Genomic DNA, 26,304 nt, shown 5'->3' with positions numbered 1-26,304 from the left:
GCCCGCGCGCACGCGGCGGCCGTACTGGCGCCGCTCGACGGCGCCCCGGCGCTCCGCGAGACGCTGCGCGCCTGGCTCTCGCTGCACGGCAGCTGGGACCGTACGGCGACGGCGCTCGGCATCCACCGCAACACGGTCCGGCAGCGCATCGCCCGCGTCGCCGCCCTGCTCGACACCGATCCGGACGACCCGGACGTCCGGATGGAGCTGTGGTTCGCGCTCGGCGTCCGTTCCTGAAGGCGTCGTGCGTTCCTGAAGGCCTCCGTTCCTGAAGGCGTCCGTTCCTGAATTACCGGAAACGTTTACCGACATATCCTTTTCGCCATGACCTCGCCGCCCTTTGCCGACCCTTCATGAATTCCACCGGCTCACTTCCGACATCGACGGCATCGGCGGCCAAAAACGCACTTCACGGCCCATGCGGTAGGCCATTTCCGACGTAATGCACGGGCCGTCGGAGGCGACTTGCCTTACGGGCTCCACCCCGGCACTATTCCCGGCGTCACCCCCCGTTCTTCCGCGTCCCCGTGCTTTGAAAGGAAGAAAGTCATGCGTGACTTCATCGAGACCGCCGAGATCGCCGACAGCGAGCTGGACGGCATCGCCGCCGGCGCCGCGACCCTCGGCGGCAGCGTCGCCGGCTACAGCGCCGGTGTGACCGTCGACGGCACCGCCGTGCAGGCCGTCGAGGGCCTCGCCCAGGGCACCATCGCCAAGGCCAACGGCCTGGCCGGCCAGCTGCCCACCGGCATCTGAGCAACGCCCGAACACACACCAGGGCCCCGGAACGTTTCCGTTCCGGGGCCCTGGTGCGTTCGGTACGACCGGCGTCAGCCGCGCGCGGCCGCGATCTGCCGGGACATGATCGTGGTCAGCTCGTACGCCGTGTGGGAGGCGGCGACCGAGGTCATCTCCGCGTGGTCGTACGCCGGGGACACCTCGACCAGGTCTGCGGAGACCAGGTTGCAGGAGGCCAGCCCGCGCAGGATCTCCAGGAGTTCGCGCGAGGTCAGGCCGCCGGCCTCGGGGGTGCCGGTGCCGGGGGCGTGCGCCGGGTCCAGGACGTCGATGTCGATGGAGATGTACAGCGGGCGGTCACCGATGCGCTGGCGCAGCTGGTCGGCGACCTCGTCCACGCCGCGGCGCATGACGTCCGCCGAGGTGACGATGCCGAAGCCCATCTTCTCGTCGTCGGTGAGGTCCTTCTTGCCGTACAGCGGGCCGCGCGTGCCGACGTGGGAGAGCGCCGAGGTGTCGAGGATGCCCTCCTCGACCGCGCGGCGGAACGGCGTGCCGTGGGTGTACTCCGCGCCGAAGTACGTGTCCCAGGTGTCCAGGTGCGCGTCGAAGTGCAGCAGCGCCACCGGGCCATGCTTCTTGGCGACCGAGCGGAGCAGCGGCAGCGCGATGGTGTGGTCGCCGCCGAGGGTCATCATCCGGGCGCCGGTGCCGAGGAGGTCGTCCGCCGCGGCCTCGACCGTCTCGACCGCCTCGTTGATGTTGAACGGGTTGGCCGCGATGTCGCCGGCGTCGGCGACCTGGGCCAGCGCGAAGGGCGAGGCGTCCTGCGCCGGGTTGTACGGGCGCAGCAGGCGGGACGCCTCGCGGATGGCGTTGCCGCCGAAGCGGGCGCCGGGGCGGTAGGAGACGCCGGTGTCGAACGGGACGCCCACGACGGCCACATCGGCGCGGCCGCCGACCTCGTCGATGCGCGGCAGCCGGGCGAAAGTCGCCGGGCCCGCGTAGCGCGGGACGCGGGAGGAGTCGACGGGACCGACGGGCTCGGGGGATGCGGCAGATGCGGTGGTCATGGCGCTGAGCGTAAAGACGGAGCGGCGTCCGCCCCATGGACATATCTGTGAGGTACGGGGGGCATCATTCGACACGGTGTCCAGCGACCGGGCCGCGCCGGGGGCGTCGGGGCCGGTCGGGGCCGCGTCGGCGCCGCGTCGAGGGCGCTCAGGCGGTCTCCGGGGCCTGAGGCCGCTGCCCGGACCAGGTGACCGTCACCTGGAGGTGGCCCTCCACTCCCGTCTTCGTGATCACCGCCCCCGCCTGCGCGGTCAGCTTCACGCCGAACTGGATCTGCACCTCGTCCGGGCGCTGCGCCAGCGACCCGAAGCAGCGCAGGGCCGCGTCGGCCGCGCCGCGCACCCCGTCCAGGGCACGGTCGAAGGTCGTGGTGCCGTCGGCCACCGCACCGTCGGCCCGCCCCGCGCCCACCGTCCCCGCGCCCTCGTCGGCCGTCTCGACGATCACCTCGCCACCGCCGTCCAGCGGGAACCGCACCAGCCCGGTCGCATCCGTCACCCCGTCACCTCCCTTCTTTGCTACGGGAGTTGAGTGGCACTCCCGCTTCCCCGAGGGCGTCGAGCGAGTCCGGAGGTCCGCCCGGTACGTACGGCTCGGTGCCGTGCGTCACGTCCGCCGCGCAGCGGAAGCCGATCGCCGCGTCGACGTGGTCCGTGCGGGCCTGGGACTGGTACGACACCAGGCCGTACACCTCCAGCACCTCACCCGTCGCGCCGCCGCGCACGCCCCGATACTCCGGGACCGTGCCCTCGGCGACCCACTCGTTGACATTGCCGCTCATGTCCAGGACGCCCCAGGGGGACTGCCCGCCGGGGAGCGAGCCGACCGGCAGCGTCCGCACCGTGCGCGGCCCCGCGCCGCCCGGCAGGCCCTGGCAGCGCTCCCGCTCGAAGGCGCTGCCCCAGGGGTACATCCGGTCGTCGTCCGGGCCGCGGGCGGCCTTCTCCCACTCCAGCGGGGTGGGCAGCCGCTTGCCGCGCCACAGGGCGTAGCACAGCGCGTCGCGCCAGCTCACGGACGTCACGGGGTGATCGGGGGCCTCGGCCAGTACGGCGCCGAAGCCGGGCGGCTCCGGGTAGTTGACCGCCCGGACGAAGGCGGCGTACTGGGCGTTGGTCACCGGCGTGCGGTCGATGTCGAAGGCCCGGCAGAACACCCGGCGCGGGCCGCTGCCGCCGGTCAGCCGCCGCACCTGCTCGTCGTCGGGCGTCATCCGGGCGGCGATCAGCGCGTGCCGGGCCTGGGAGTCGCTGAGGCCGTGCACGAACGTACCGGCCGCGATGCGCACCATGCCCTCCGCCTGCGCGTCCGGCACCCGGCGCAGCAGCCCGCCGCCGCACACCGGGCAGCGGGCCGTCGCCGGGGCCGAGCCGACGACGTGGCCGCAGTCCGGGCAGTACGGCCGGTCCAGATCGCGGTCGGCCAGGGCGCGCGCCATGTCCTCGTGCAGCAGCATGTCGGCGAGGGAGCGGGCCGTGGGCCGGTCCTCGGCGCGCGGCGCGAGCATCGAGACGACGATGTGCGCCAGCTCCTCGGGAACGTCGGCGCCGGGCGCTGCCAGCTCGGCCCGCAGCGCTTCCGAGGCCCCGCCGGGCCAGTGGTTCACCAGCCGCCCGGTCAGGCACAGGTGGAAGAGCATCCCCAGCGCGTACACATCGTCCGGCGGCTCGGCGAGATCCAGCTGCGCGAGGCGCTCCGGGGAGATGAATTCGATGCGGGTGGTGACGTCGGAGAACTGGCCGGCGCCGCTCAACCCCCAGTCGATGAGGCGTACTTCGTTGCCCCGGGTCAGGAGCACGTTCGTCGGCTTGATGTCGCGGTGGCAGACCTTGGCTTCGTGCGCGTGGGCGAGCGCCGCGGCCACCCCGCCGCAGATCCGCGCCGCCTGGCCGGGGGCGAGCCGCCCGGCAGCCAGCAGGTCCTCCAGCGAGGGCCCGTCGACGTACTCCATGAAGAGCGCGGGTCCCAGCGCCACCCGCCCGGCCGCCGCGTCACCCTCCGCCGCGCCCTCCCCGGTCAGTTCGAGCGCGGGCAGGGCCAGCACCGGCCGTGCCGTGTACGGGGCGTTGCCCAGCCGGGCGACCGCGAGCTGGCACTCGTGCAGGAACGCCTGGTCGGCCGCCTCGCCCAGCCGTTCCCTGATCTCGCCGCGGATGCGCTTCACCGCGAGCCGTTCCCCGAGCCGGCCCTCGACCACGCCGACCTCGGAGAACCCGCCCCTGCGCACCTCGCGCACCTCGTGCCCGGTGCTGAGCCGGGCTCCCGCCACCAGTCCCATCTACCGTGCACCCCCTTTCGTCGTACGGAATCTCACCGGCCCAGCCCCCGGAGGCCGCGGACCGGTGGTTGGATGCCGCCCCGCGAACCGAAGACGATCACTTTGAGGATCTGCAGGACCACGAGCGCGCCGATCGCCGCCAGCGCGTACACGTACCAGGGCGCCCACCGGTCGTTGTCCGACCGCTCCTCCCGCGGCTCGCCGACCGTCATCCGGACGCCCTGCTCGGTGCGCGCGCCCGTGCTGTCGGTGACCCGTACGGCGAAGAGGAAGCTGCCGCTCTTCTCCGGCGTCCCGCTCAGCGCCCCTGCCCCGGACAGCCGTATCCCGGGCGGCAGTTCGCCGACCGCCCGCCAGGCGTACGGGCCCTCGCCCGCCGCCGCCTGGAAGTGGTGCGTGGCGTACTCGGCGCCCTTCTTCCCCTCGGGCACCGCCAGGGTCTTCGCGACCACCCGCAGGCTCGGCCGCTGGGAGCCCGCCTCCGGCGCGGCACGCACCACCGCCAGCCGCAGCGTGCGCTGCGCGCGCATCCCCGCCGCGTCCTGCACCCGCACGGTGGCGGTCGCCGCGGCCTCGTCGGCGCCGGCCGGCCCCGAGGCGCTCCGGGCCCGGCCGGTGACCACGCCCTCCTCGGTCAGCTTCAGCCCCTCGGGCAGCTCACCGGCCGCGCGGGCCCAGTGGTACGGCGGGCGGCCGCCGACCGCGGCGAGCGTGAGCGCGTACGGCTTGCCGGCCACCGCGTCCGGGGCCGCCGCGGTGGCGACCCGGATCTGCGGCGGGCGGCTCGTGTCCGAACGGTCCGGGGAAGCGTTCGCGCTGACCAGGGCGAGCAGCACGGCCATGAACATCAGCGTGGCGATGATGATGAGCAGCAGGTCGATGAAGCGCAGCTCCACGGGGGCGCCGTCGCCGTCGCCGCGCCGTCCCCCGAAGCTCCGCGGGCCCCCGAGTCCGCGCATCACAGCCCGCCGTTCGCACGGCCGCCGCCGAGGCCGTCCGGGCCGCCCCGGAAGTTCTGCGGACCGCGGGGCCGGGGCGGACCGTCCGGGCCGCCCGGCGTGCCTGGCCCGGGTCCGGGAGCGCCGGGTCCGGGAGCGCCGGGTCCGCCGCCGAAGTCGTCGCCGTCACCGTCCGGCAGGATGTACCGGCCGTTGTGGTGCCCGGGTCCCCCGCCGCGCGGGGCGCGGACCGGGGTGAGGACCATGTCCCGGTCCAGCCCGGCGCCGATGCCGGAGAGCTGGGCATCGATGGAGGTCAGCCGGCTGACGATCTCCTCGGAGCGGTCCGGGCGGTTATCGCCCAGCCGGGTCCCGGCCGCCTCCGTGCGCAGCCGCTCCAGCTCGGTGTTGAGCCCGCGCACCGCCGCCACCGCCGTCCGCATGGACTCGCCCAGTTCCTGCACCGCCCGGGCCTCCGCCGCCCAGTCGGGGCGGGCGGCCGTCCGCCCGGCCCGGCCGAGCTCCGCCAGCGCCCGCTCGTCCGTCGCCAGCAGCAGCCGCTCCTCGTGGGTGTGCACCACCGAGACCAGCAGATGGCACACCACGCTGCTGCCGAGCGCGAAGAGCGTGATGCTGAACGCGCCTGCGAGCGGCGGGATCACGTCCCGCACGAGGGTGTGGCTCAGCTCCGCGTACGACGAGGTCCTGGCCACCGCGCCGCCGAGCCCGCCGATGGACCGCGCCATCTCGGCGGCGGTGCCGATGAACCCGAGCGCGGGCAGCGCCCAGACCAGGGCGCGGATGAGCGCGTACGGCGTCTCGGCGCGCGCGGCGTGCACCGCCGAGCGGCCGGCGACCAGGGCCTCGGCGCGCTCCGGCTCCCGCCTGCGGGCGTCCTCGGCGGCCTGCCGCAGCATGGCGTGCACCTCGCCCACCCGGCCGCCCGGGGCGCGGGAGGGGTAGGCGGCCAGCCCGGCGGCCTCCCGGCTGTTGTGCAGCAGCCGTACGCCCAGCATCAGCAGCACCCACAGGGTGACCGCCAGCACCGCGGTGGCCAGGGCGCGCGACGCCCCGCCGCCGTCGATCAGCCGCTGCAGCGGCGGCACCGCGCCCGTCACACCCGTGGACACCAGGAGCACCGCCAGGGCGCCACCCGTCAGCCCGCACCAGAAGAACGTCCCCCGTAGCTTCTTCACGCCTACTCCCCTGCCCTCAGGCGGCGTTGAGGCCGCAGTCGGCTCTGCGTGCCTCTTCACCAGACGTGACGTATATCTCACGCACCAAAGTTCCCGCCCGTCACTCCTTCGAGTGGTGTATAGCGAAAACGACCCGTGAGTAAGGGAGTTGGGGGGTGAAAACGGGTCAGCCGAGCGAGCTGGTCTGGCCGTCGTCGACGAACTCCAGCTCCCAGTGCGCCCGCGCCCCGTCGGAAGTGGCGTCGCCGGAGCGGCGCGCGGCCTCGATCAGGACCGTGTCGCCGTTGCGCAGCCGCGTCCGGCCGTCCTGCGGCACCGGCTGCGGCAGTTCGTTCCCCACGTGCCGCACGAAGACCCGCGGCCCGGCCACCGGCAGCTCCACGAACCACTGCCCCCACTCGTACGCGAGCCGGCAGTGCCAGCGGCTGACCACGTGCGGCGCCCGCGACGCCAGCAGGATGTCCGCCTCGGTGCCCGTACCGCTGCTCCGCCCCACCCAGTACGTGTGCCGGTCCCGGCCCGTGGTGCGCAGCGGCACCAGCCGGGCGGGCGCGCCGTACGGGTCGTGCACCCACAGCCGTACCGGGTACGGCTCGGTCAGCTCCGGCCAGTGCGCGCGCAGCCCGTCCACGGGCACCGCGTACGCGGTCCGCAGCCGCGCGTCCCGGTCGACGGCAGTCACCATGCCGACGACGACGCGGGCGTCCCGGTCCCACACGGGCGAGCCGCTGAAGCCGCGCGCGGGCGAGTAGCCCTGTGCGCTCGGCACGGTGAACTGGATCAGCCCGCCCGCCGTGCGGCCGTCCAGCCGGCCGGTGGCCCACACCCCGTCGGGGTGCCCGGCGGGGAATCCGTACGCGTCGAAGCCGTGCCCTGCCGGGTCGTCGACCTCGTCCAGCGGCGCGGCGCAGGCGCCGGCCGGTACGCGTGCGGGCCGCAGCACGGCGACGTCGTCCGGGCTGCCGACCGGGGTCTCGGCGCGGCTGAGCACGATGCCGGCCGGGATGCCGTGGCCGCGTTCCAGAAAGGGGAAGTCGACCAGGACCCCGGCCGGCCCGCCGCCCCCGCCGTCCCCTCCGCCCCCGGGTCCGACGACATGTGCGCAGGTCAGCACCGTTCCGTTGGCGCACAGCACGCCACCGCCGAGTACTCCGTCGCCGCCCGCCGGCCTGATCCGTACCTGCCACGGCGGCCTGGCCGCCCGCCCGTTCACCCGTGCTCCCCCTCGCCGTACCGAGCCGCCGGAACACCGCGATCGTAGACACGGCGGGCCGCGCGAGGTGTCCACGCGGCGGAACTCCCCCGCCCCGGACTGATCCGCACCGGCACAATGGGCCTCATGCCGATAACCTCCGCCCCCGCCCCCAGCCGCGCCGAACTGGTCGAGCACCTCGTACGCACCCGGATCGCCGGTGACGTCGCCACGCCCCGCGAGAACAACCTCGACCACTACCGCAAGCTCGCCAACGGCGACCGCCACTACTGGTTCGGCCTGGAGCTGGGCGACCGCTGGAGAGACGAGCAGGACGTGCTCGCCGTGATGGCCGAGCGCTGCGGCGTCGTGGACGACCCGGACCACCGCCACGGCCAGGACACCATCGACCCCGAGCTGACGGTGGACGCGCTGGACCGGATGGCGGCGGTGCTGCGCAAGGCGGCCGCCGGCCGGCGGCGGGTGCTCCTCGCGACCGGTCACCCGGGCGGGCTGCTGGACGTGCACATCGCCACGGCCGCCGCGCTGCGGGCGCAGGGCTGCGACATCGTGGTGATCCCGGACGGGCTGACCGCCGACGACGGCGTGGTCTTCCAGTTCGGCCAGGTCGCGATGGTCGAGCGGGGCGCGACCCTGTGGCACACGCACTCGCCGGCCCCGATGGCGGCGATCCTGGACGGTCTGGAGGCCGCGGGCGAGGCGCTGCCGGACCTGGTGGTGGCGGACCACGGCTGGGCGGGCTGCGCGGGGCAGCGCGGCATCGACGCCGTCGGCTACGCGGACTCGAACGACCCGGCGCTCTTCCTGGCCGAGGCGGAGGGCACCGTCCAGGTCACGGTCCCCCTGGACGACCACGTCCGCAGCCCGCGCTACTACGACCCGCTGACGGCCTACCTGCTGCACGCGGCGGGGCTGGACGGCTGAGCGGCGGCTCAGTCCCTTCCCGGCCGCCGCTGCCCCGCCCCGGGCGTCGGGTCCAGGAAGACCCGGCGGACGGCGGGGAAGCGGGCGCGGAGGGCGCGCTCGGCGTCCTCGCAGGCCCACTCGATCTCCGCGGCGGTGGCCATGTCACGGAAGTCGACCTTCGCCGCGATCAGCACCTCGCGCGGCCCCTGCACGATCGTGACCAGCTCCAGCACGTCCACCACGTGCGGTACCTCGCGCAGCTGCTCCCGTACCGCGTTCCGCAGGAAGGGCGGCAGCGAGCGCCCGATGAGCAGCCGGGCGTTGCTGCGGCCCAGTACCCACGCGACGTACACCAGCAGCAGCCCGATCAGGATCGCCGCCACGCCGTCCCAGACGCCCGAGCCGGTGAGCTGCCCGCCCAGCAGCCCGCCGGCAGCCAGCAGGAGGCCGGCCAGCGCCGCGGAGTCCTCCATCACGACGGCCTTCACCGCGGTGTCCGGGGTGTGGTGGAGGTACTGGCCCAGGGGCACGCCGAAGCGGGCCGCCTCCACGCGCGCCTGCTTCAGTCCGGTGCGCAGCGAGTAGCCCTCCAGGAGGAAGGCGACGGCGAGGATCACGTAGGAGGCCAGCGGGTCGCCCAGCTCCTCGCCGTGGGTAAGGGTGTGGACGCCGTCGTAGATGGAGAAGACCGCGCCGCCCACGAAGGTGGCGACGGAGGCGAGCAGCGCCCAGATGTAACGCTCCTGGCCGTGGCCGAGCGGATGGTCCTCGTCGGCCGGCTTCTCGCTGCGCTTCAGGGCGGTGAGCAGCAGCAGCTCGGTGACGGTGTCGGCGAGGGAGTGCGCGGCTTCGGAGAGCATCGCGCTGGAGCCGCTGAGGACGCCGCCGACGGCCTTGGCGGCGGCGATGCCGAGGTTGGCCCCGGCGGCGACGAGGACGGTCGCCGTGCTCTCGCCCTCGCCCCCTCCGGACATGTCACGCGCTTCCTCTGTCCGGCCCATGAAGCGGGAGTATGCCCGATGAGGGCCGTCCCTCCTGGGAGGACTCAGGCTCTCAGGCGCGCGGCGTGCGGATCACGCCCTCCTGGATCACCGAGACCGCGAGCTGTCCCTCGGCCGTGAAGATCCGGCCCTTGCCCAGGCCCCGGCCGCCCTGTGCGGTCGGCGACTCCTGGTCGTACAGCAGCCACTCGTCGGCGCGCACCGGCCGGTGGAACCACATCGCGTGGTCCAGGCTCGCGCCGACCACGTCGCCGACCGCCCAGCCGCCGCGCCCGTGGGCGAGCAGCACGGAGTCCAGCAGCGTCATATCGGAGACGTAGGTGACCAGGCAGATGTCGAGCAGCGGCCGGGGGATGCCGGTGTCGCCGTCGAGCTTGCCCTGGGTACGGAACCAGACCTGGGAGCGGGGCTCGCGCACCTCACCGGCGGTGGCGAACGGCGGCGCGTCCACGTACCGCAGGTCGACCGCGGCCCGGGCCTCCAGCAGCCGCTCGGCCACGCCCTCGGCCACGAACCGGTCGGCGTACCGGGGCAGCATCTCGGCGGCGGTCGGCAGGGTCAGCGGGTCCGGCACCTTCGGCATCGGCTCCTGGTGCTCCAGGCCCTCCTCGTGCGCGTGGAAGGACGCGGTGAGGTGGAAGATCTGCTGGCCGTGCTGGACGGCGACGACCCGGCGGGTGGTGAAGGACCGGCCGTCGCGGATGCGGTCGACGGTGTAGACGATCGGCGCGCCGGGGTCCCCGGGGCGCAGGAAGTACGCGTGCAGGGAGTGCGGCGGGCGGTCGGCGGGGACCGTACGGCCCGCCGCGACCAGCGCCTGGGCCGCCACCTGGCCGCCGAAGACCCGGGGGACCACGGCGGCGCGTGACTGCCCGCGGTAGATGTCCTCCTCGATCTGCTCCAGGGTGAGCAGGTCGAGGAGGGACTGGAGTGCGTCGTTCACGCGGGCAGCCTAGAGGCCCATCGACTTCGCGATGATCGACTTCATGACCTCGTTGGTGCCGCCGTAGATGCGGTTGACGCGGTTGTCCGCGTACAGACGCGCGATCGGGTACTCGTTCATGTAGCCGTAGCCGCCGTGCAGCTGGAGGCACTTGTCGATGACGCGGTGCGCGACCTCGGTGCAGAAGAGCTTGGCGGAGGCGGCCTCGGCCGCGGTCAGCTCGCCCGCGTCCAGGGCCTCCAGGGCGCGGTCGGCGACGGCCTCGGCGGCGTCCACCTCGGCCTGGCAGGCGGCCAGCTCGAACTTGGTGTTCTGGAAGGACGCGACGGTCTTACCGAAGACGGTGCGGTCCTGGACGTACTGCTGCGCGAACCGGACGGCGGCCTTGGCCTGCGCGTACGCGCCGTAGGCGATGCCCCAGCGCTCGGACGGCAGGTTCTTGCCGAGGTAGTGGAAGCCCTTGTTCTCCTCGCCGAGCAGGTCCTCGGCCGGCACCTTCACGTCGACGAACGCCAGCTCGGCGGTGTCGGAGGTGCGCAGGCCCAGCTTGTCCAGCTTGCGGCCGACGGAGTAGCCCTCGGACTTGGTGTCGACGGCGAAGAGGGAGATGCCGAAGCGGCGGTCGTCCTCCTTCGGGGCGGACGTGCGGGCGCACACGATGACGCGGTCGGCGTGCACGCCGCCGGTGATGAAGGTCTTGGCGCCGTTGAGGACGTAGTGGGTGCCGTCCTCGGAGAGCTTGGCGGTGGTCTTCATGCCCGCGAGGTCGGAGCCGGTGCCCGGCTCGGTCATCGCCAGCGCCCACATCTCCTCGGCGGAGACGAACTTCGGCAGGTAGCGCTTCTTCTGCTCGTCGGTGGCGAGCATCTTGATGTACGGCAGGGCGAGCAGCACGTGCACGCCGGAGCCGCCGAAGTTGACGCCCGCGCGGGCGGTCTCCTCGTACTGGATCGCCTCGAACTTGTGCGAGTCGAGGCCGGCGCCGCCGAACTCCTCGGGGACGTTGATGCCGAAGAGGCCCAGCTCGGCGAGCTTGGAGTAGAACTCGCGGGGCACCTGCCCGGCGGCGAACCACTCGTCGTAGACGGGCACGACCTCGCCCTCGATGAAGGCGCGGATGGTGTCCCGGAACGCCTCGTGGTCCTCGTTGAATACCGTCCGCTGCACAACCGCCTCCTGGCCAATCCCGACTCACTACGCTGTCTAAGCGCTTGCTCAGCGAAAGCTACCGGGCAGTCACGTCGGCTGTCCAGGGTTCAATCAGCGTGCGACCACGTGAAGGGGATCACCCCATCGGCTGCCGGTCCGGGTCCGCCGCCGCCGCGAGCGCGCCCAGCGCCAGCCGCTTGAGCAGCGCCTCGGTGGCCGTGCGGGGCGGCAGGCTGGCCCGCGGGCTCAGGTGCGGCGTGGAGTTCAGCAGGCCGAAGACGGCGTGCACGGCGGCGCGCGCCTCGGACTCCGTGCAGGCCGGGTAGACCTCGCGGACGACCTCGACCCACAGCTCGACGTACTGGCGCTGCAGCTGGCGCACCCGCTTGCGGTCCGCCTCGCGCAGCCGGTCCAGCTCCCGGTCGTGCACGGTGATCAGCGGGCGGTCGTCCAGGGCGAAGTCGATGTGCCCCTCGATCAGCGCGTGCAGCACCTCCTCGGCGCTCTCGCCGCCGTCGGCGACCCGCAGCCGGCCGCCGTCCAGCAGCCGCTCGCTGATGCCGACCAGCAGCTCGGCGAGCATCGCGTCCTTGCCGGCGAAGTGGCGGTACAGGCCGGGACCGGAGATCCCGACCGCGGCTCCTATCTCGTCCACGCCGACGCCGTGGAAGCCGCGCTCGGCGAAGAGCCGGGCGGCCTCTTTGAGGATCTGCTCGCGGCGGCTGACGGTGGCGGGGGCCTTGGTGCTGCTCATGGCTCCAATTGTAGACAGGCGGGTTAGTGCTCGTTAACCTGAAGGCGAACGCCGTTAACGACCATTAACAGTGACCACCAAAGCGACCACGAAGCGACCAGTAACAGCGACCACTGAACAAGGGGCGGGTGGACGATGGAGCAGGCACCGGTGCTGGGGAGCGCCGCCGATCCGGCGGCGGATTCCTGGCGGGCCAACGAGGCCGCGCACCGCGAGCTCGTTGGCCGGCTGCGCGCAAAGCTCGCGGCGGCCCGGCTGGGCGGCGGCGAGAAGGCCAGGGCGCGGCACACCGCGCGCGGCAAGCTGCTGCCCCGGGACCGGGTGGACGCCCTGCTGGACCCCGGCTCCCCCTTCCTGGAGCTGGCCCCGCTGGCGGCGGACGGGATGTACGGGGACGCGGCCCCGGCGGCGGGCGTCATTGCGGGGATCGGCCGGGTGAGCGGCCGCGAGGTGGTGATCGTCGCCAATGACGCCACGGTCAAGGGCGGCACGTACTACCCGATGACGGTCAAGAAGCACCTCCGCGCCCAGGAAGTGGCCCTGGAGAACCGTCTCCCCTGCGTCTACCTCGTCGACTCCGGCGGCGCCTTCCTGCCGATGCAGGACGAGGTCTTCCCGGACCGCGAGCACTTCGGGCGGATCTTCTACAACCAGGCCCGGATGTCCGGCGCCGGGATTCCGCAGATCGCGGCGGTCCTCGGCTCGTGCACGGCCGGCGGCGCGTACGTCCCCGCGATGAGCGACGAGGCGGTGATCGTGCGGAACCAGGGCACGATCTTCCTCGGCGGCCCGCCGCTGGTGAAGGCCGCGACCGGCGAGGTCGTCACGGCCGAGGAGCTGGGCGGCGGCGAGGTGCACTCCCGTACCTCCGGCGTCACCGACCACCTCGCCGAGGACGACGCGCACGCGCTGCGGATCGTCCGCACGATCGTCGGGACGCTCGGCGAGCGCGCGCCGCTCCCCTGGACCGTACGGACGGTGGAGGAGCCCAAGGCGGACCCGGCGGGGCTGTACGGCATGGTCCCCACCGACTCCCGCACCCCCTACGACGTCCGTGAAGTCATCGCCCGGCTCGTCGACGGCTCGCGCTTCGCGGAGTTCAAGGCCGAGTACGGCCAGACGCTGGTCACCGGCTTCGCGCACCTGCACGGCCACCCGGTCGGCATCGTCGCCAACAACGGCATCCTCTTCTCCGAGTCGGCGCAGAAGGGCGCGCACTTCATCGAGCTGTGCGACCAGCGCGGCATCCCACTCGTCTTCCTGCAGAACATCTCCGGCTTCATGGTCGGCAGGGACTACGAAGCGGGCGGCATCGCCAAACACGGCGCCAAGATGGTCACGGCGGTGGCCTGCACACGGGTGCCGAAGCTGACCGTCGTGATCGGCGGTTCGTACGGCGCGGGCAACTACTCCATGTGCGGCCGCGCGTACTCCCCCCGCTTCCTGTGGATGTGGCCGAACGCCAAGATCTCCGTCATGGGCGGCGAGCAGGCGGCGTCCGTCCTCGCCACGGTCAAGCGCGACCAGCTCGAAGCGCGCGGCGAGGAGTGGCCCGCCGAGGAGGAGGACGCCTTCAAGGCCCCCATCCGCGAGCAGTACGAGACGCAGGGCAACGCCTACTACGCGACGGCGCGGCTCTGGGACGACGGCGTGATCGACCCGATGGAGACCCGGCAGGTGCTGGGTCTGGCCCTCACCGCCTGCGCCAACGCCCCGCTGACCGACCCCGCCTTCGGCGTCTTCCGGATGTGAGGACCTCCACCATGTTCAGCACTGTTCTGGTCGCCAACCGCGGCGAGATCGCCGTCCGCGTGATCCGTACCCTGCGCTCCCTGGGCATCCGCTCGGTCGCCGTCTTCAGCGACGCGGACGCGGACGCCCGGCACGTACGGGAGGCGGACACGGCCGTGCGGATCGGCCCGCCGGCCGCCGCAGAAAGCTATCTGCGCATCGACGCGCTGCTGGACGCCGCCCGGCGCAGCGGCGCCGAGGCGATCCACCCCGGCTACGGCTTCCTCGCCGAGAACGCCGCCTTCGCGCGCGCTGTCACGGACGCCGGGCTGGTCTTCATCGGCCCGTCGGCCGACGCCATCGACCTGATGGGCGACAAGATCCGGGCGAAGGAGACGGTGCGCGCCGCGGGCGTTCCCGTCGTACCGGGCTCGTCCGGCAGCGGCCTGACCGACGCCGAACTGGCCGCGGCGGCACGGGAGATCGGCATGCCGGTGCTGCTGAAGCCCTCGGCGGGCGGCGGCGGCAAGGGCATGCGGCTCGTACGGGACGAGGCGCTGCTGGCCGACGAGATCGCCGCGGCGCGGCGCGAGGCCCGCGGCTCGTTCGGCGACGACACCCTCCTCGTCGAGCGCTGGGTCGACCGCCCCCGGCACATCGAGATACAGGTGCTCGCCGACGGCCACGGCAATGTCGTCCACCTCGGGGAGCGCGAGTGCTCCCTCCAGCGCCGCCACCAGAAGATCATCGAGGAGGCGCCGAGCGTCCTGCTGGACGAGGCGACGCGCGCGGCGATGGGCGAGGCGGCCGTCCAGGCGGCCCGCTCCTGCGCCTACCGGGGCGCGGGCACCATCGAGTTCATCGTCCCCGGCGACGCCCCCTCCTCGTACTTCTTCATGGAGATGAACACCCGACTCCAGGTCGAGCACCCGGTCACCGAGCTGGTCACAGGCATCGACCTGGTCGAGTGGCAGCTGCGGGTCGCCGCGGGCGAGGAACTCCCGTACGTACAGCAGGACATCACCCTCACCGGGCACGCGGTGGAGGCCCGGATCTGCGCGGAAGACCCGTCCCGCGGCTTCCTGCCGTCCGGCGGCACGGTCCTCGCGCTGCGCGAGCCGTCGGGTGACGGCGTCCGGACCGACTCCGGGCTGTCGGAGGGCACAGAGGTCGGCTCGCTGTACGACCCCATGCTCTCCAAGGTCATCGCGTACGGCCCGGACCGCGCCACCGCGCTGCGCAAGCTGCGGGCCGCGCTCGCCGAAACGGTCATCCTCGGCGTGCCCACGAACACCGGCTTCCTGCGCCGACTGCTCGGGCACCCGGCGGTCGTGGCCGGGGAGCTGGACACCGGGCTGGTCGAGCGGGAGGCGGACGGCCTGGTGGACCAGGACGTGCCCGAGGAGGTGTACGCGGCCGGGGCGGCGGTGCGCCGGGCCGCGCTGGAACCGGCCCCGTCCGGCGGCGGCTGGACCGATCCGTTCTCCGTGCCGAGCGGCTGGCGGCTGGGCGGTGAGCCGTCTCCCCTCGCCTTCTGGCTGCGGGTGCCCGGCCACGAGCCCGTACAGGTGACGGGCAGCGGCCAGGTCACCGCCGACCGCGTCGCGGTCACCGTCGACGGCGTGCGGCACACCTTCGTACGGGCCGGGGACTGGCTCGGCCGGGACGGCGACGCCTGGCACGTGCAGGACTACGACCCGGTGGCGGCCACGCTCAGCGGCGCGGCCGGGGTGCACGGCGCCGACTCCCTCACCGCCCCGATGCCCGGCACGGTCACGGTCGTCAAGGCCGCCGTCGGTGACCACGTCACCGCAGGTCAGGGGCTGCTGGTGGTCGAGGCGATGAAGATGGAGCACGTCATCTCGGCACCGCACGCGGGCACCGTCGCCGAACTGGACGTGACGCCGGGCAGCACGGTCGCCATGGACCAGGTACTGGCCGTGATCACCCCCGACGAGGAGCCCGCTCCGGACAAGGAGACGTCATGACCGAGGGACCCGCGGGACTGCCGATGGCCGTCCCCGCGCCCGGCCTGCCCGCCCGGGTCCGCATCCACGAGGTCGGCGCGCGGGACGGGCTGCAGAACGAACAGACCGTGGTACCGACCGAGGTCAAGGCGGAGTTCATCCGCCGCTTGGCGGCCGCGGGCCTGGACACGGTCGAGGCGACCAGCTTCGTACACCCCAAGTGGGTGCCCCAACTGGCCGACGCCGAGCGGCTGTTCCCAATGGTGCGCGACCTCGGGAAGGACGTACGGCTGCCCGTGCTCGTACCGAACGAGCGCGGCCTGGACCGGGCGCTGACCCTCGGCGCGGACCGGATCGCCGTCTTCGGCAGCGCGACCGAGTCCTTCGCCAAGGCCAACCTCAACCGCACGGTCGACGAGGCGCTGGCGATGTTCGCGCCGGTCGTCGCCCGCGCCAAGGAGGCGGGCGCGCACGTCCGCGGCTACCTCTCCATGTGCTTCGGCGACCCCTGGGAGGGCCCGGTGCCCCTCGCCCAGGTCGTACGGGTCTGCCGCGCGCTGCTGGACCAGGGCTGTGACGAACTGAGCCTGGGCGACACCATCGGCGTCGCCACGCCCGGCCACGTCACCGCCCTGCTGAACGCCCTGAACGAAGCGGGCGTCGGCACGGACGTGCTCGGCGTCCACTTCCACGACACCTACGGACAGGCGCTGGCCAACACCCTGGCCGCGCTGCAGCACGGCGTCACCACCGTCGACGCCTCGGCGGGCGGCCTGGGCGGCTGCCCGTACGCCAAGAGCGCCACCGGCAACCTCGCCACGGAAGACCTGGTGTGGATGCTCCAGGGCCTCGGCATCGAGACCGGGGTCGACCTGGACCGGCTGACCGCCACGAGCGTGTGGATGGCCGGCCGGCTGGGCCGGCCGAGCCCGTCCCGCACCGTCCGCGCCCTTACTCCCCTCGACTCCCACAAGGAGTGACCCCCATGTCCCTGGACCACCGACTCCCCGCCGAGCTGGAAGAACTGCGCACCACGGTCGAGGCGTTCGCGCACGACGTCGTCGCCCCGAAGATCGGCGAGTACTACGAGAACCACCAGTTCCCGTACGAGATAGTCCGCGACATGGGCCGGATGGGCCTGTTCGGGCTGCCGTTCCCCGAGCAGTACGGCGGGATGGGGGGCGACTACCTGGCCCTGGGCATCGCGCTGGAGGAGCTGGCGCGGGTCGACTCCTCGGTGGCGATCACGCTGGAGGCCGGCGTCTCGCTCGGCGCCATGCCGATCTACCACTTCGGCACGGAGGAGCAGAAGCAGACCTGGCTGCCGAAGCTGTGCTCGGGCGAGATGCTCGGCGCGTTCGGGCTGACCGAGCCGGAGGCCGGCTCCGACGCGGGCGGGACGCGCACCACGGCCCGTCTCGACGCGGCCACCGACGAGTGGGTGATCAACGGCAGCAAGTGCTTCATCACCAACTCGGGGACGGACATCACGGGGCTGGTGACGGTCACGGCGGTGACCGGTCACAAGGAGGACGGCCGCCCGCTGATCTCCGCGATCATCGTGCCGTCCGGAACCCCCGGCTTCACGGTCGCGGCGCCGTACTCCAAGGTCGGCTGGAACGCCTCCGACACCCGCGAGCTGTCCTTCACCGACGTCCGCGTCCCCGCGGCCAACCTGCTGGGCGAGGAGGGCCGCGGCTACGCCCAGTTCCTGCGCATCCTGGACGAGGGCCGGATCGCCATCGCGGCGCTGGCCACGGGCCTCGCGCAGGGCTGCGTGGACGAGTCGCTGCGGTACGCCAAGGAGCGGAAGTCCTTCGGGAAGCCGATCGGGGAGAACCAGGCCATCCAGTTCAAGCTCGCCGACATGGAGATGCGCGCCCACACCTCCCGGCTGGCGTGGCGCGACGCGGCCTCCCGCCTGGTGCACGGCGAGCGCTTCAAGAAGGAGGCCGCGCTGGCGAAGCTGTACTCCTCGGAGATCGCGGTCACCAACGCCCGCGAGGCCACCCAGATCCACGGCGGCTACGGCTTCATGAACGAGTACCCGGTCGCCCGCATGTGGCGCGACTCCAAGATCCTGGAGATCGGCGAGGGCACGAGCGAGGTCCAGCGGATGCTGATCGCGCGGGAGATGGGGCTGTGACCATCAATCGGTAGGCCACGGCACCTGCGGCGACCTGTAGTAGTCGATGCCCATCGCGTCCCAGCGCGGACCCTGGGACGCGAGGCGCACCTTGTAGGTGTCCCAGTCGTGCGTGCTCGCCGGCGACCAGCCCAGCTCCGCGATGCCGGGGAGCCGCGGGAAGGCCATGTACTCCACCTGGTCGCTCTCCGAGAGCGTCTCGGACCACATCGGCGCCTCGACGCCGAGGACGGAGCCGGCCGGGGCGCCCGGGAGGTAGCTGCCCGGGTCCCAGTCGTACGAGCGCTGCGCCTCGACGTATCCGGCCCAGCTCAGGCCGAGCTTGGTGTCCTTGGTGTACTTCATGTCCAGGTAGGCCCGGTCGGCGGGCGAGAGGATCAGCCGCGTCCCCTTCTTCGCCGCGTCGGCCACCTGCGCCTTCTCGGCCGCGGCTGTCGCGTCGTAGCCCCAGTACTGCGCCACCGCGCCCTTCACGGGCGTCGCGCCGGTCAGCTGGTGCCAGCCGATCACCGTCTTGCCGTACTTCGCGACCACCGGCTGCACCTTGTTCATGAAGGTGACGTAGTCCTCGTGGCTCGTGGAGTGCGCCTCGTCGCCGCCGATGTGGAGGTACGGGCCCGGGGTCATCGCCGCGAGCTCGCGGAGGACGTCGTCCACGAAGTCGTACGTCACCTGATTCGGCACGCAGAAGGAGCTGAAGCCGACGTTCGTACCGGTGTAGAGCGGCGGGGCCGTACCGTCGCAGTTCAGCTGGGCGTACGAGGCGAGGGCCGCGTTGGTGTGGCCCGGCATGTCGATCTCGGGGACGACGGTCAGATAGCGGCTCTGCGCGTACCGGACGATCTCCTTGTAGTCGGCCTTGGTGTAGTAACCGCCGGGGCCGCCGCCGACCTGGGTGGAGCCGCCGTACGTGGTCAGCCGGGGCCAGGAGTCGATCGCGATGCGCCAGCCCTGGTCGTCGGAGAGGTGCAGGTGCAGCTTGTTGATCTTGTAGAGGGCGAGCTGGTCGATGTAGCGCTTGACCTTCTCGACGGAGAAGAAGTGCCGGGAGACGTCCAGCATCGCGCCGCGGTAGGCGTAGCGCGGGGTGTCGGTGACCGTTCCGGCGGCGATCGCCCAGGGCCCTGGCTGCTTCGTACGGCGCTCCGCAGCGGCAGGCAGCAGCTGGCGCAGCGTCTGGACGCCGTGGAAGAGGCCGGCCGGGCGGCTCGCGCTGAGGGTCACCGCGCGGCCGGTGACGGTCAGCCGGTAGCCCTCCTCCCCCAGCCCCTTGGCACCCAGCCGGAGCACGATGCCGTCGCCGCCGCCGCGGGTCGTGACGGGCAGCGCGTACCCGGTGGACGGCCGCAGCACGTCCGCGAGGTAGCCGGCGACCTTCTTCGACTCGGCGGTGGCGCCGGGGACGCGGATGGCGGTACGGGCGGTGAGCGCGTAGGAGCCGTGCGCGGGCCGGACGGAAACGGGTGCGGGCACGAGCCGGTCGAGGGGCACGGGGTCCGCGGCGGGGCGCCCGGCCGCGGGGGCGGCGCCCGCCGTACCCAGGCCGGCCGCGGCCACCAAAAAGAGGGAACAGAACAGTCTGTACGGTCTGACGAGTGACACGGGTGATCCCTTCGGCAGGCTTCGTGCAGGGCATGGAGCAACCGAACGCTCACCTTGCGTACCGTGCGCCACACGAAGGGTCAAGGTGTAGACCAATATCCACCCCTGGCGGACGGCCGTTTGCCCGAAAGCGGGCAGATTTCTTGCGAAAGCGCGTCCGGCACCGCACTATCGACGAGTGCTCGATCGCCGTCCGTCCCACGAGGACCTCGTAGAACACCTGGTACGCAGTACGCCGCTGCAGCGCGGCGAGGCCGTCCGGGTGATCCAGGACGTGCTCGCGTACTTCGACGAGACGGCCGAGACGTTCGTGCGCCGCAGACACCGCGAACTGCAGGCACAGGGCCTGCGCAACGACGCCATCTTCGAGCGGATCGCCCACGAGCTGCCGCACCGCGCCGTGGCCCCGCCCGAGCTCTCGATACGCCAGCTGCGCCGCCTCGTCTACGGCTGAGACGCCGGGCACCTACGCACCGTCAATCCGGGAGGGTCAACCCACATGTGTGGAATCGTCGGTTATATCGGCAAACGCGATGTCGCGCCGCTGCTCCTTGAGGGCCTGCAGCGCCTGGAGTACCGCGGTTACGACTCCGCCGGCATCGCCATCCACGCCTCCGGCAAGGCCGGCGGGCTGAAGACCGCCAAGGCCAAGGGCCGGGTCCGCGAGCTGGAGTCGCGGCTGCCGAAGCGCTTCGCCGGCACCACCGGCATCGCCCACACCCGCTGGGCCACCCACGGCGCGCCGAACGACGAGAACGCCCACCCGCACCTGGACGCCGAGGGCAAGGTCGCCCTCGTCCACAACGGCATCATCGACAACGCCGCCGAGCTGCGCGCGAAGCTGACCGCCGACGGCGTGGAGTTCGCCTCCGAGACCGACACCGAGGTCCTCGCGCACCTCATCGGCCGCTCGCAGGCCGCCACGCTGGAGGAGAAGGTCCGCGAGGCGCTGCGGCACATCGAGGGCACGTACGGCATCGCCGTGCTGCACGCCGACTTCGCCGACCGCATCGTGGTCGCGCGCAACGGCTCCCCGGTCGTGCTGGGCATCGGCGAGAAGGAGATGTTCGTCTCCTCCGACGTCGCCGCGCTGGTCTCGCACACCCGCCAGGTCGTCACCCTGGACGACGGCGAGATGGCCACCCTGAAGGCCGACGACTACCGCACGTACACCACCGAGGGCTCGCGCACGACGTCCTCCCCGGAGACCGTCGAGTACGCCGCCGAGTCCTACGACATGGGCGCGCACGACACGTACATGCACAAGGAGATCTCCGAGCAGGCGGACGCGGTGGACCGCGCGCTGCGCGGCCGGATCGACGACCGCTTCTCCACCGTGCACCTGGGCGGCCTCAACCTGGACCCGCGCGAGGCGCGCGGCGTCCGCCGGGTCAAGATCCTGGGCTGCGGCACCTCGTACCACGCGGGCCAGATCGGCGCGCAGATGATCGAGGAGCTGGCCCGCATCCCCTCGGACGCCGAGCCCGCCTCCGAATTCCGGTACCGCAACCCGGTCGTGGACCCCGACACGCTGTACGTGGCGGTCTCGCAGTCCGGTGAGACCTACGACGTGCTCGCCGCCGTCCAGGAGCTCAAGCGCAAGGGCGCACGCGTGCTGGGCCTGGTGAACGTCGTCGGCTCGGCGATCGCCCGGGAGACCGACGGCGGCATCTACGTGCACGCCGGGCCCGAGGTCTGCGTGGTCTCCACCAAGTGCTTCACCAACATGGTGGTCTCCTTCGCGCTGCTCGCGCTGCACCTGGGCCGCATCCGCGACCTGTCGGTCGCCGACGGCAAGCGGATCATCGACGGCCTGCGCCGGCTGCCCGCGCAGATCACCGAGATCCTGGCCGGCGAAGCCGAGATCAAGAAGCTCGCCGAACTGTATGCGGATGCGAAGTCGATGATGTTCATCGGGCGGGTCCGCGGCTACCCGGTGGCGCGCGAGGCGTCCTTGAAGCTCAAGGAGGTCTCCTACATCCACGCCGAGGCGTACCCGGCCTCCGAGCTGAAGCACGGTCCGCTGGCGCTCATCGAGCCGGCGATGCCGACCGTGGCGATCGTCCCGGACGACGACCTGCTGGAGAAGAACCGCGCGGCGCTGGAGGAGATCAAGGCCCGCAGCGGCCGCATCCTCGCCGTCGCGCACGCCGAGCAGGAGAAGGCCGACCACACGATCGTGGTACCGAAGAACGAGCCCGAGCTGGACCCCATCCTCATGGGCATTCCGCTCCAACTCCTCGCCTACCACACGGCCCTGGCCCTCGGCCGCGACATCGACAAGCCCCGCAACCTGGCGAAGTCGGTGACGGTGGAGTAACCCCGCACCCCCGCTGAGCTGCAAAAAGAGGCGGGGCCTCGCTCGCGCCACCATACGGGCGAGGCTCCGCCTCTTCGATGCCGGCGTCGCCCTAACGCCGGCAGTGATGCCGCCCTCCCGGGAACCGTCACACCCGGGCGGCAGCACGTCGTGTGAAGGTTTGTACCCCTCGCCGACGCACAACCCACCTCTACGAGTCAGTAGATTTGTCGACTACTACCGGGGTATGACGCCTCGTCACGCCGAGGTGACGTCACCAGGTGGACGAGGGGTGAGGCCGAATACGTACGGAAGAGGAGGGCCGCCGGCCCTCACGGGACGACGATCACCGGACGCTGCGCGCGCCGCGCCAGCCGCCCGGCGACCGAGCCGAAGATCCGCCCGACGATGCCGTGCGTGGAGCCGACCACGATCGCGTCGGCCGCGTACTCCCGGCCGACCTCCTCCAGTTCGTGGCAGATGTCGCCGCCCCGCTCGACCAGGATCCAGGAGAGCTCGGAGAGATGGTCGGCGCAGGCCAGCTCCAGCCCCAGGACCTCGGTGCGGTGGTCGGGGACGTCGACGAAGACCGGCGGCTCACAGCCCGCCCACACCGTCGTCGGGAGCCGGTTGGCGACATGAACGATGATCAGGCCCGAGCCGGAGCGCCGCGCCATGCCGATGGCGTAGGCCAGGGCCCGTTCGCTGGACATCGAGCCGTCGAAGCCCACCACCACACCGTGCTGGAAGGCGGGGTCGCAGGAGTGGCGTGACTGTTCCGCCGCTTCGAGGTCCGCCATCGGATCGGCGACCTGCTTGCGGTCCGCGGGATCAGAGAATTCGTGACCGGCCATGAGTGTCTCGGCGAAGGGGAGCCCTCGTACCCAGAGGCGGAGGGGAACGGCGATTGACTTGTTCGGGGAGTTGACTGAGCTGGGCGGAGAGCGGGGCGACGGCGATGGTTCAATGCCGAACAATACGGCCGGGAATCATCTTCCCAACCCCTTACCCCAAGAGTACGGCGCCACTCCTCCCCTGCCCAGGGCCTCCGTAAACGGCGACTGTCCCTTTTGACCGGACAGCGCCCCCGAACGTTCCCCGGAGCATGCCGGAGCGTCGCGCCGTTGGCAATGGCCCGCCGCCCCTTCATACGGACGCCCCGACTCCTTCATGCGGACGCCCCGACTCCGATACGGACGCCTCTGCTCCGGTACCGCCGCCTCTGCTCCGTCCGTACCCAACGCGGTGACTCCCCGTGGCCGGCGGCGTTGTCCTAGTGGTCCGCGCGGTCGGCGTGGAGCACTCGGAAGGAGCCCCCCTTGCCCGGTACGCCGCACCCGCCGACGGACCCCGTGAGCGACGTGGTCCGCTGGGGCGCGTTCAGCTGCGCGCTGGTTCCGCTTGTCCTTCTCGTGTGCGGTTCGTCGCCCGTCGGCGCCGCCGGTACCGCCATCGGTCTCACCGCGGTCACGTGCGCCTGCCGGGCGCTGCTGCGGCAGTCGGAGCGGACCGCCGCCCGGCTGGCCGTCGAACGGGCCTCCGTGCACCGCGGACGGCACGGCAGAACGGGCCTGGGGGCGCACCGGGGCGGGCGTCATGGCGGGGGGCGCACGCCGGGGGATTGAGGCGCTTCCGCACGACTCCGGCGGTGCTCGCACGAGTGCCCGCGACCCTTTTCAGCCAAGTTCGACCCCCGGCACATCCCTTGGCAAAAGCGACCCGCAACCGGCCTTTGAACAGGCCGGAAAGGACCGCACGGCGTGGTTGTGCCCTACGACGGGCGGGCAGGGGCGAGACGCGTACTTCCCAGCGAGGCCCACGAGTGGAACGCTTCGTGATCGAATGCTTCGCGCCAAGTTGCCATATCGACTTACCAGCAGGTGGTGAACTTGGCACTCCATCCTCACGGGACACAGTAGATTCGATCTTGGCAATCACGGCGGGGGAACAGTGCAGGACCGAGAGGGCGAGACGACCGAGGGGGGCTTAGTGCCATGAGCCAGGACTCCGCTGCCGTACCAGATGCCGCACGCAAGCTCGCCGCCCGACGACGCCGCGAAGTAGTCGCGGTGCTCCTCTTCAGTGGCGGCCCGATTTTCGAGAGCTCCATTCCGCTCTCCGTATTCGGCATCGACCGCCAGGACGCGGGCGTGCCGAGGTACCGATTGCTCGTGTGCGCGGGCGAAGATGCGCCTTTGCGCACGACCGGCGGACTGGAGCTTTCCGCTCCATACGGCCTGGAGGCGATCTCCCGGGCAGGTACCGTCGTGGTGCCCGCCTGACGTTCGATCACCCAGGCACCACCACCTGCCGCGCTGGACGCACTCCGGCGCGCGCACGAAGAAGGGGCCCGCATCGTCGGGCTGTGCACGGGCGCGTTCGTACTGGCGGCCGCAGGGCTGCTGGACGGCCGCCCGGCGACCACACACTGGATGTACGCACCGACGCTCGCGAAGCGTTACCCGTCCGTCCATGTCGATCCGCGCGAACTGTTCGTCGACGACGGCGATGTGCTGACGTCCGCGGGCACGGCCGCCGGTATCGACCTGTGCCTCCACATCGTGCGGACCGACCACGGCGCCGACGCGGCCAACGCGCTCGCCCGCCGGCTGGTCGTGCCGCCCCGGCGCACCGCGTCGGAGTTGGGGCACCAGCGCTATCTCGACAGGTCATTACCAGAGGAGATCGGCGCCGACCCGCTGGCCGAGGTCGTCGCCTGGGCGCTGGAGCACCTCCACGAGCAGTTCGACGTGGAGACGCTCGCCGCGCGCGCTTACATGAGCCGCCGGACGTTCGACCGCCGGTTCCGCTCACTTACTGGGAGCGCTCCCCTGCAGTGGCTGATCACTCAGCGCGTACTGCAGGCACAGCGTCTGCTGGAGACGTCGGACTACTCGGTGGACGAGGTGGCGGGCCGCTGCGGCTTCCGCTCCCCCGTCGCGCTGCGTGGTCATTTCCGGCGGCAGCTGGGGTCCTCCCCGGCGGCCTACCGGGCGGCCTACCGCGCCCGGCGGCCACAGAACGGCACCGGGGAACCACCAGGGTCCTCGGTCCGCTCGGCCGAGCGGCCGGAGCGCCTGGACCGCACGGGAACCCCGGCGGCCGAGCGCTTCGGGGCACACGCCTCAGTACCGGGTCACGGCGCTCCGTTCGGTGCGCACGAACCGGGCAAACCGGAGTCGGACGCCTACGCGTCCCGGCTCGGCGAACCCGCCGTCGGCCGCTCCACCGGACGCCCGGTGCTGCCCAGCCAGCGGGAGCGCCCCGTAGGGTGAGACGCATGAACGATCGCATGGTGTGGATCGACTGCGAGATGACGGGGCTCTCGCTGGCGAACGACGCGCTCATCGAGGTGGCCGCACTGGTCACCGACTCGGAGCTGAACATCCTGGGCGAGGGGGTGGACATCGTGATCCGTCCCCCCGCCGAGGCCCTGGAGACCATGCCCGAGGTGGTGCGTGAGATGCACACCACCTCGGGACTGCTGGCGGAGCTGGACGGCGGGACGACCCTCGCCGACGCCGAGCGGCAGGTCATGGACTACATCAAGAGTCATGTACCGGAGCCGGGCAAGGCCCCGCTGTGCGGCAACTCCGTCGGCACCGACCGCGGCTTCCTGCTGCGCGACATGCCGGAGCTGGAGGACTACCTCCACTACCGGATCGTCGATGTCTCGTCGGTCAAGGAGCTGGCCCGGCGCTGGTATCCGAGGGCGTACTTCAACAGCCCGGAGAAGAACGGCAACCACCGGGCGCTCGCCGACATCCGCGAGTCGATCGCGGAGCTTCGGTACTACCGGGAGGCGGTCTTCGTGCCGCAGCCGGGGCCCGACTCCGACACCGCGAAGGCGATCGCGGCCAAGCACGTCCTGCCCGCTGAGACCCACGAGGCGCAGCGCGCGGGCGGACAGTGACGCAGCTCGCTCCCGGCAGGGGGGAAAGCCGGGAGCGAGCACCCCTTCGGACCCTGTACACTTTTCTTCAGCCGGTGGGGAACAAGACACCACACAGCACCGGTCATGGTGGGTATAGCTCAGCTGGTAGAGCACCTGGTTGTGGTCCAGGATGTCGCGGGTTCAAGTCCCGTTACTCACCCCAACGGTGAAGGCCCGGTCTGCGGAAGCAGGCCGGGCCTTCGTCATGTCCGGCCCCGTATCAGCAGCGTGCCGAGCGGGGTGCGCCGATGCAGTACCGCCCGGCCGGCGCGGACCGTGGTGAGCAGTCCCGCGCCGCGCAGCGCGGCGGCGTGCGCGGAGGCGCTGGCGTTGCTGACGCCGAGCCGCCGGGCGAGCCCGCTGGTGGTGTGCTCCTCCGCGAGCAGCAGCAGCGCCTCGGCCCGGGGCCGGCCGAGTACCGCGGCCAGCGCGTCG

Annotated in this window: 24 protein-coding genes, 1 tRNA gene and 1 pseudogene; 13 read left to right on the top strand and 13 right to left on the bottom strand. The window is 72.2% G+C overall.

All coding sequences use genetic code 11. The features are described from left to right. Together ABT381_RS25010 and ABT381_RS25005 are read left to right on the top strand one after the other, a co-directional pair. The coding region (locus ABT381_RS25010) for a helix-turn-helix domain-containing protein (protein ID WP_351598507.1) at nt 1-237 on the top strand (237 nt) is incomplete at its 5' end. Nucleotides 238-549: 312 nt separating this feature from the next. Beyond that, entirely contained in the window at nt 550-756 is a 207-nt protein-coding gene (locus tag ABT381_RS25005; RefSeq protein WP_351598505.1) for a hypothetical protein, read from the top strand. 74 nt (nt 757-830) lie between these two features. Here the strand turns inward: ABT381_RS25005 and speB are convergent, their stop codons facing one another. The 6 genes from speB to ABT381_RS24975 all read right to left on the bottom strand — a co-directional run bounded on the left by speB (nt 831) and on the right by ABT381_RS24975 (nt 7,437). After that, nucleotides 831-1,811: an agmatinase gene (speB, locus tag ABT381_RS25000; protein WP_030250019.1), complete on the bottom strand. Its 981-nt coding sequence runs from the start codon at nt 1,809-1,811 to the stop codon at nt 831-833. A 148-nt stretch (nt 1,812-1,959) separates the two neighbouring features. Next, nucleotides 1,960-2,310 (bottom strand): CU044_2847 family protein, encoded by a 351-nt coding sequence (locus ABT381_RS24995; RefSeq protein WP_351598502.1) that lies wholly within the window; start codon nt 2,308-2,310, stop codon nt 1,960-1,962. Nucleotides 2,311-2,314: 4 nt separating this feature from the next. Continuing rightward, nucleotides 2,315-4,090, bottom strand: coding sequence for an SUMF1/EgtB/PvdO family nonheme iron enzyme (locus ABT381_RS24990; protein ID WP_351598500.1), 1,776 nt, complete (start codon nt 4,088-4,090; stop codon nt 2,315-2,317). 32 nt (nt 4,091-4,122) lie between these two features. Continuing rightward, the gene (locus ABT381_RS24985) at nt 4,123-5,049 is read right to left on the bottom strand and encodes a putative Ig domain-containing protein (RefSeq protein WP_351598498.1); all 927 of its coding nucleotides are present in this window, start codon (nt 5,047-5,049) and stop codon (nt 4,123-4,125) included. After that, nucleotides 5,049-6,224, bottom strand: coding sequence for a coiled-coil domain-containing protein (locus tag ABT381_RS24980; protein ID WP_351598496.1), 1,176 nt, complete (start codon nt 6,222-6,224; stop codon nt 5,049-5,051). The genes ABT381_RS24985 and ABT381_RS24980 overlap by 1 nt, the downstream gene beginning before the upstream one ends. A gap of 166 nt (nt 6,225-6,390) precedes the next feature. After that, entirely contained in the window at nt 6,391-7,437 is a 1,047-nt protein-coding gene (locus tag ABT381_RS24975) for a trypsin-like peptidase domain-containing protein (RefSeq protein WP_351598494.1), read from the bottom strand. Between the two features lie 126 nt (nt 7,438-7,563). On the opposite strand from ABT381_RS24975, the gene ABT381_RS24970 reads away from it, so the two are divergent. Then, nucleotides 7,564-8,361: a phosphatase gene (locus tag ABT381_RS24970; protein ID WP_351598492.1), complete on the top strand. Its 798-nt coding sequence runs from the start codon at nt 7,564-7,566 to the stop codon at nt 8,359-8,361. Between the two features lie 8 nt (nt 8,362-8,369). Here ABT381_RS24970 and ABT381_RS24965 read toward each other — a convergent pair whose 3' ends face one another. From ABT381_RS24965 to ABT381_RS24950, 4 genes are all read right to left on the bottom strand, one after another. Beyond that, the gene (locus ABT381_RS24965; RefSeq protein WP_351598490.1) at nt 8,370-9,317 is read right to left on the bottom strand and encodes a cation diffusion facilitator family transporter; all 948 of its coding nucleotides are present in this window, start codon (nt 9,315-9,317) and stop codon (nt 8,370-8,372) included. A 79-nt stretch (nt 9,318-9,396) separates the two neighbouring features. Then, nucleotides 9,397-10,287: an acyl-CoA thioesterase gene (locus ABT381_RS24960; protein WP_351598488.1), complete on the bottom strand. Its 891-nt coding sequence runs from the start codon at nt 10,285-10,287 to the stop codon at nt 9,397-9,399. A 9-nt stretch (nt 10,288-10,296) separates the two neighbouring features. After that, nucleotides 10,297-11,454, bottom strand: a complete 1,158-nt coding sequence (locus ABT381_RS24955) for an acyl-CoA dehydrogenase family protein (RefSeq protein ID WP_351598485.1) — start codon at nt 11,452-11,454, stop codon at nt 10,297-10,299. Between the two features lie 118 nt (nt 11,455-11,572). Beyond that, a complete protein-coding gene (locus ABT381_RS24950; protein ID WP_351598482.1) occupies nt 11,573-12,190 on the bottom strand; it encodes an SACE_7040 family transcriptional regulator in 618 nt (205 codons plus the stop codon). Between the two features lie 135 nt (nt 12,191-12,325). Here ABT381_RS24950 and ABT381_RS24945 point away from each other — a divergent pair, with 135 nt between their 5' ends. The 4 genes from ABT381_RS24945 to ABT381_RS24930 are packed head-to-tail and all read left to right on the top strand — an operon-like array spanning nt 12,326 to nt 18,034. Continuing rightward, nucleotides 12,326-13,942 (top strand): carboxyl transferase domain-containing protein, encoded by a 1,617-nt coding sequence (locus tag ABT381_RS24945; protein ID WP_351598480.1) that lies wholly within the window; start codon nt 12,326-12,328, stop codon nt 13,940-13,942. An 11-nt stretch (nt 13,943-13,953) separates the two neighbouring features. Beyond that, on the top strand, nt 13,954-15,909 hold the full coding sequence (locus ABT381_RS24940; RefSeq protein WP_351598478.1) for an acetyl-CoA carboxylase biotin carboxylase subunit: 1,956 nt from the start codon (nt 13,954-13,956) through the stop codon (nt 15,907-15,909). Next, complete coding sequence (locus ABT381_RS24935) at nt 15,906-16,868, top strand: hydroxymethylglutaryl-CoA lyase (protein WP_351598476.1); 963 nt, start codon at nt 15,906-15,908, stop codon at nt 16,866-16,868. Before ABT381_RS24940 ends, ABT381_RS24935 begins: the two co-directional genes overlap by 4 nt. 5 nt (nt 16,869-16,873) lie before the next feature. Beyond that, the gene (locus ABT381_RS24930; RefSeq protein ID WP_351598473.1) at nt 16,874-18,034 is read left to right on the top strand and encodes an acyl-CoA dehydrogenase family protein; all 1,161 of its coding nucleotides are present in this window, start codon (nt 16,874-16,876) and stop codon (nt 18,032-18,034) included. 3 nt (nt 18,035-18,037) lie between these two features. Here the strand turns inward: ABT381_RS24930 and ABT381_RS24925 are convergent, their stop codons facing one another. Beyond that, entirely contained in the window at nt 18,038-19,636 is a 1,599-nt protein-coding gene (locus tag ABT381_RS24925) for a beta-N-acetylhexosaminidase (protein WP_467754324.1), read from the bottom strand. A 178-nt stretch (nt 19,637-19,814) separates the two neighbouring features. Between ABT381_RS24925 and ABT381_RS24920 the strand changes: the two genes are divergently transcribed. Continuing rightward, nucleotides 19,815-20,090: a hypothetical protein gene (locus ABT381_RS24920; protein ID WP_030250040.1), complete on the top strand. Its 276-nt coding sequence runs from the start codon at nt 19,815-19,817 to the stop codon at nt 20,088-20,090. A gap of 45 nt (nt 20,091-20,135) precedes the next feature. Beyond that, nucleotides 20,136-21,956, top strand: a complete 1,821-nt coding sequence (gene glmS, locus ABT381_RS24915) for a glutamine--fructose-6-phosphate transaminase (isomerizing) (protein WP_351598465.1) — start codon at nt 20,136-20,138, stop codon at nt 21,954-21,956. 311 nt (nt 21,957-22,267) lie between these two features. Here the strand turns inward: glmS and ABT381_RS24910 are convergent, their stop codons facing one another. Continuing rightward, entirely contained in the window at nt 22,268-22,789 is a 522-nt protein-coding gene (locus ABT381_RS24910) for a universal stress protein (RefSeq protein ID WP_351598462.1), read from the bottom strand. Nucleotides 22,790-23,254: 465 nt separating this feature from the next. On the opposite strand from ABT381_RS24910, the gene ABT381_RS24905 reads away from it, so the two are divergent. From ABT381_RS24905 to ABT381_RS24890, 4 genes and pseudogenes are all read left to right on the top strand, one after another. Next, nucleotides 23,255-23,560, top strand: a complete 306-nt coding sequence (locus tag ABT381_RS24905) for a hypothetical protein (RefSeq protein ID WP_351598459.1) — start codon at nt 23,255-23,257, stop codon at nt 23,558-23,560. Nucleotides 23,561-23,929: 369 nt separating this feature from the next. Beyond that, nucleotides 23,930-24,965: pseudogene (locus ABT381_RS24900) on the top strand (GlxA family transcriptional regulator); the annotation flags it as partial. Nucleotides 24,966-25,215: 250 nt separating this feature from the next. Continuing rightward, nucleotides 25,216-25,848: an oligoribonuclease gene (gene orn, locus ABT381_RS24895; protein WP_351598456.1), complete on the top strand. Its 633-nt coding sequence runs from the start codon at nt 25,216-25,218 to the stop codon at nt 25,846-25,848. Between the two features lie 108 nt (nt 25,849-25,956). Then, nucleotides 25,957-26,032: transfer RNA gene (locus tag ABT381_RS24890), tRNA-His, on the top strand. A 40-nt stretch (nt 26,033-26,072) separates the two neighbouring features. Here ABT381_RS24890 and ABT381_RS24885 read toward each other — a convergent pair. Continuing rightward, nucleotides 26,073-26,304: ArsR family transcriptional regulator (locus ABT381_RS24885; protein WP_351598453.1), on the bottom strand; the 232-nt coding region annotated here is incomplete at its 5' end.

The sequence above is a fragment of the Streptomyces sp. NPDC000151 genome (genome assembly GCF_040301705.1).
In the GTDB taxonomy this organism is placed as follows: Bacteria; Actinomycetota; Actinomycetes; order Streptomycetales; family Streptomycetaceae; genus Streptomyces.
This window is presented reverse-complemented; position numbering and strand designations above follow the sequence as displayed.

Excerpts from the sequence above, each read along its gene's own strand:
- ABT381_RS25005 (WP_351598505.1), top strand. The coding sequence starts at position 550 with ATGCGTGACTTCATCGAGACCGCCGAGATCGCCGACAGCGAGCTGGAC.
- speB (WP_030250019.1), bottom strand. The coding sequence starts at position 1,811 with ATGACCACCGCATCTGCCGCATCCCCCGAGCCCGTCGGTCCCGTCGAC.
- ABT381_RS24990 (WP_351598500.1), bottom strand. The coding sequence starts at position 4,090 with ATGGGACTGGTGGCGGGAGCCCGGCTCAGCACCGGGCACGAGGTGCGC.
- ABT381_RS24985 (WP_351598498.1), bottom strand. The coding sequence starts at position 5,049 with ATGCGCGGACTCGGGGGCCCGCGGAGCTTCGGGGGACGGCGCGGCGAC.
- ABT381_RS24970 (WP_351598492.1), top strand. The coding sequence starts at position 7,564 with ATGCCGATAACCTCCGCCCCCGCCCCCAGCCGCGCCGAACTGGTCGAG.
- ABT381_RS24965 (WP_351598490.1), bottom strand. The coding sequence starts at position 9,317 with ATGTCCGGAGGGGGCGAGGGCGAGAGCACGGCGACCGTCCTCGTCGCC.
- ABT381_RS24950 (WP_351598482.1), bottom strand. The coding sequence starts at position 12,190 with ATGAGCAGCACCAAGGCCCCCGCCACCGTCAGCCGCCGCGAGCAGATC.
- ABT381_RS24945 (WP_351598480.1), top strand. The coding sequence starts at position 12,326 with ATGGAGCAGGCACCGGTGCTGGGGAGCGCCGCCGATCCGGCGGCGGAT.
- ABT381_RS24940 (WP_351598478.1), top strand. The coding sequence starts at position 13,954 with ATGTTCAGCACTGTTCTGGTCGCCAACCGCGGCGAGATCGCCGTCCGC.
- ABT381_RS24935 (WP_351598476.1), top strand. The coding sequence starts at position 15,906 with ATGACCGAGGGACCCGCGGGACTGCCGATGGCCGTCCCCGCGCCCGGC.
- ABT381_RS24930 (WP_351598473.1), top strand. The coding sequence starts at position 16,874 with ATGTCCCTGGACCACCGACTCCCCGCCGAGCTGGAAGAACTGCGCACC.
- glmS (WP_351598465.1), top strand. The coding sequence starts at position 20,136 with ATGTGTGGAATCGTCGGTTATATCGGCAAACGCGATGTCGCGCCGCTG.
- ABT381_RS24910 (WP_351598462.1), bottom strand. The coding sequence starts at position 22,789 with ATGGCCGGTCACGAATTCTCTGATCCCGCGGACCGCAAGCAGGTCGCC.
- orn (WP_351598456.1), top strand. The coding sequence starts at position 25,216 with ATGAACGATCGCATGGTGTGGATCGACTGCGAGATGACGGGGCTCTCG.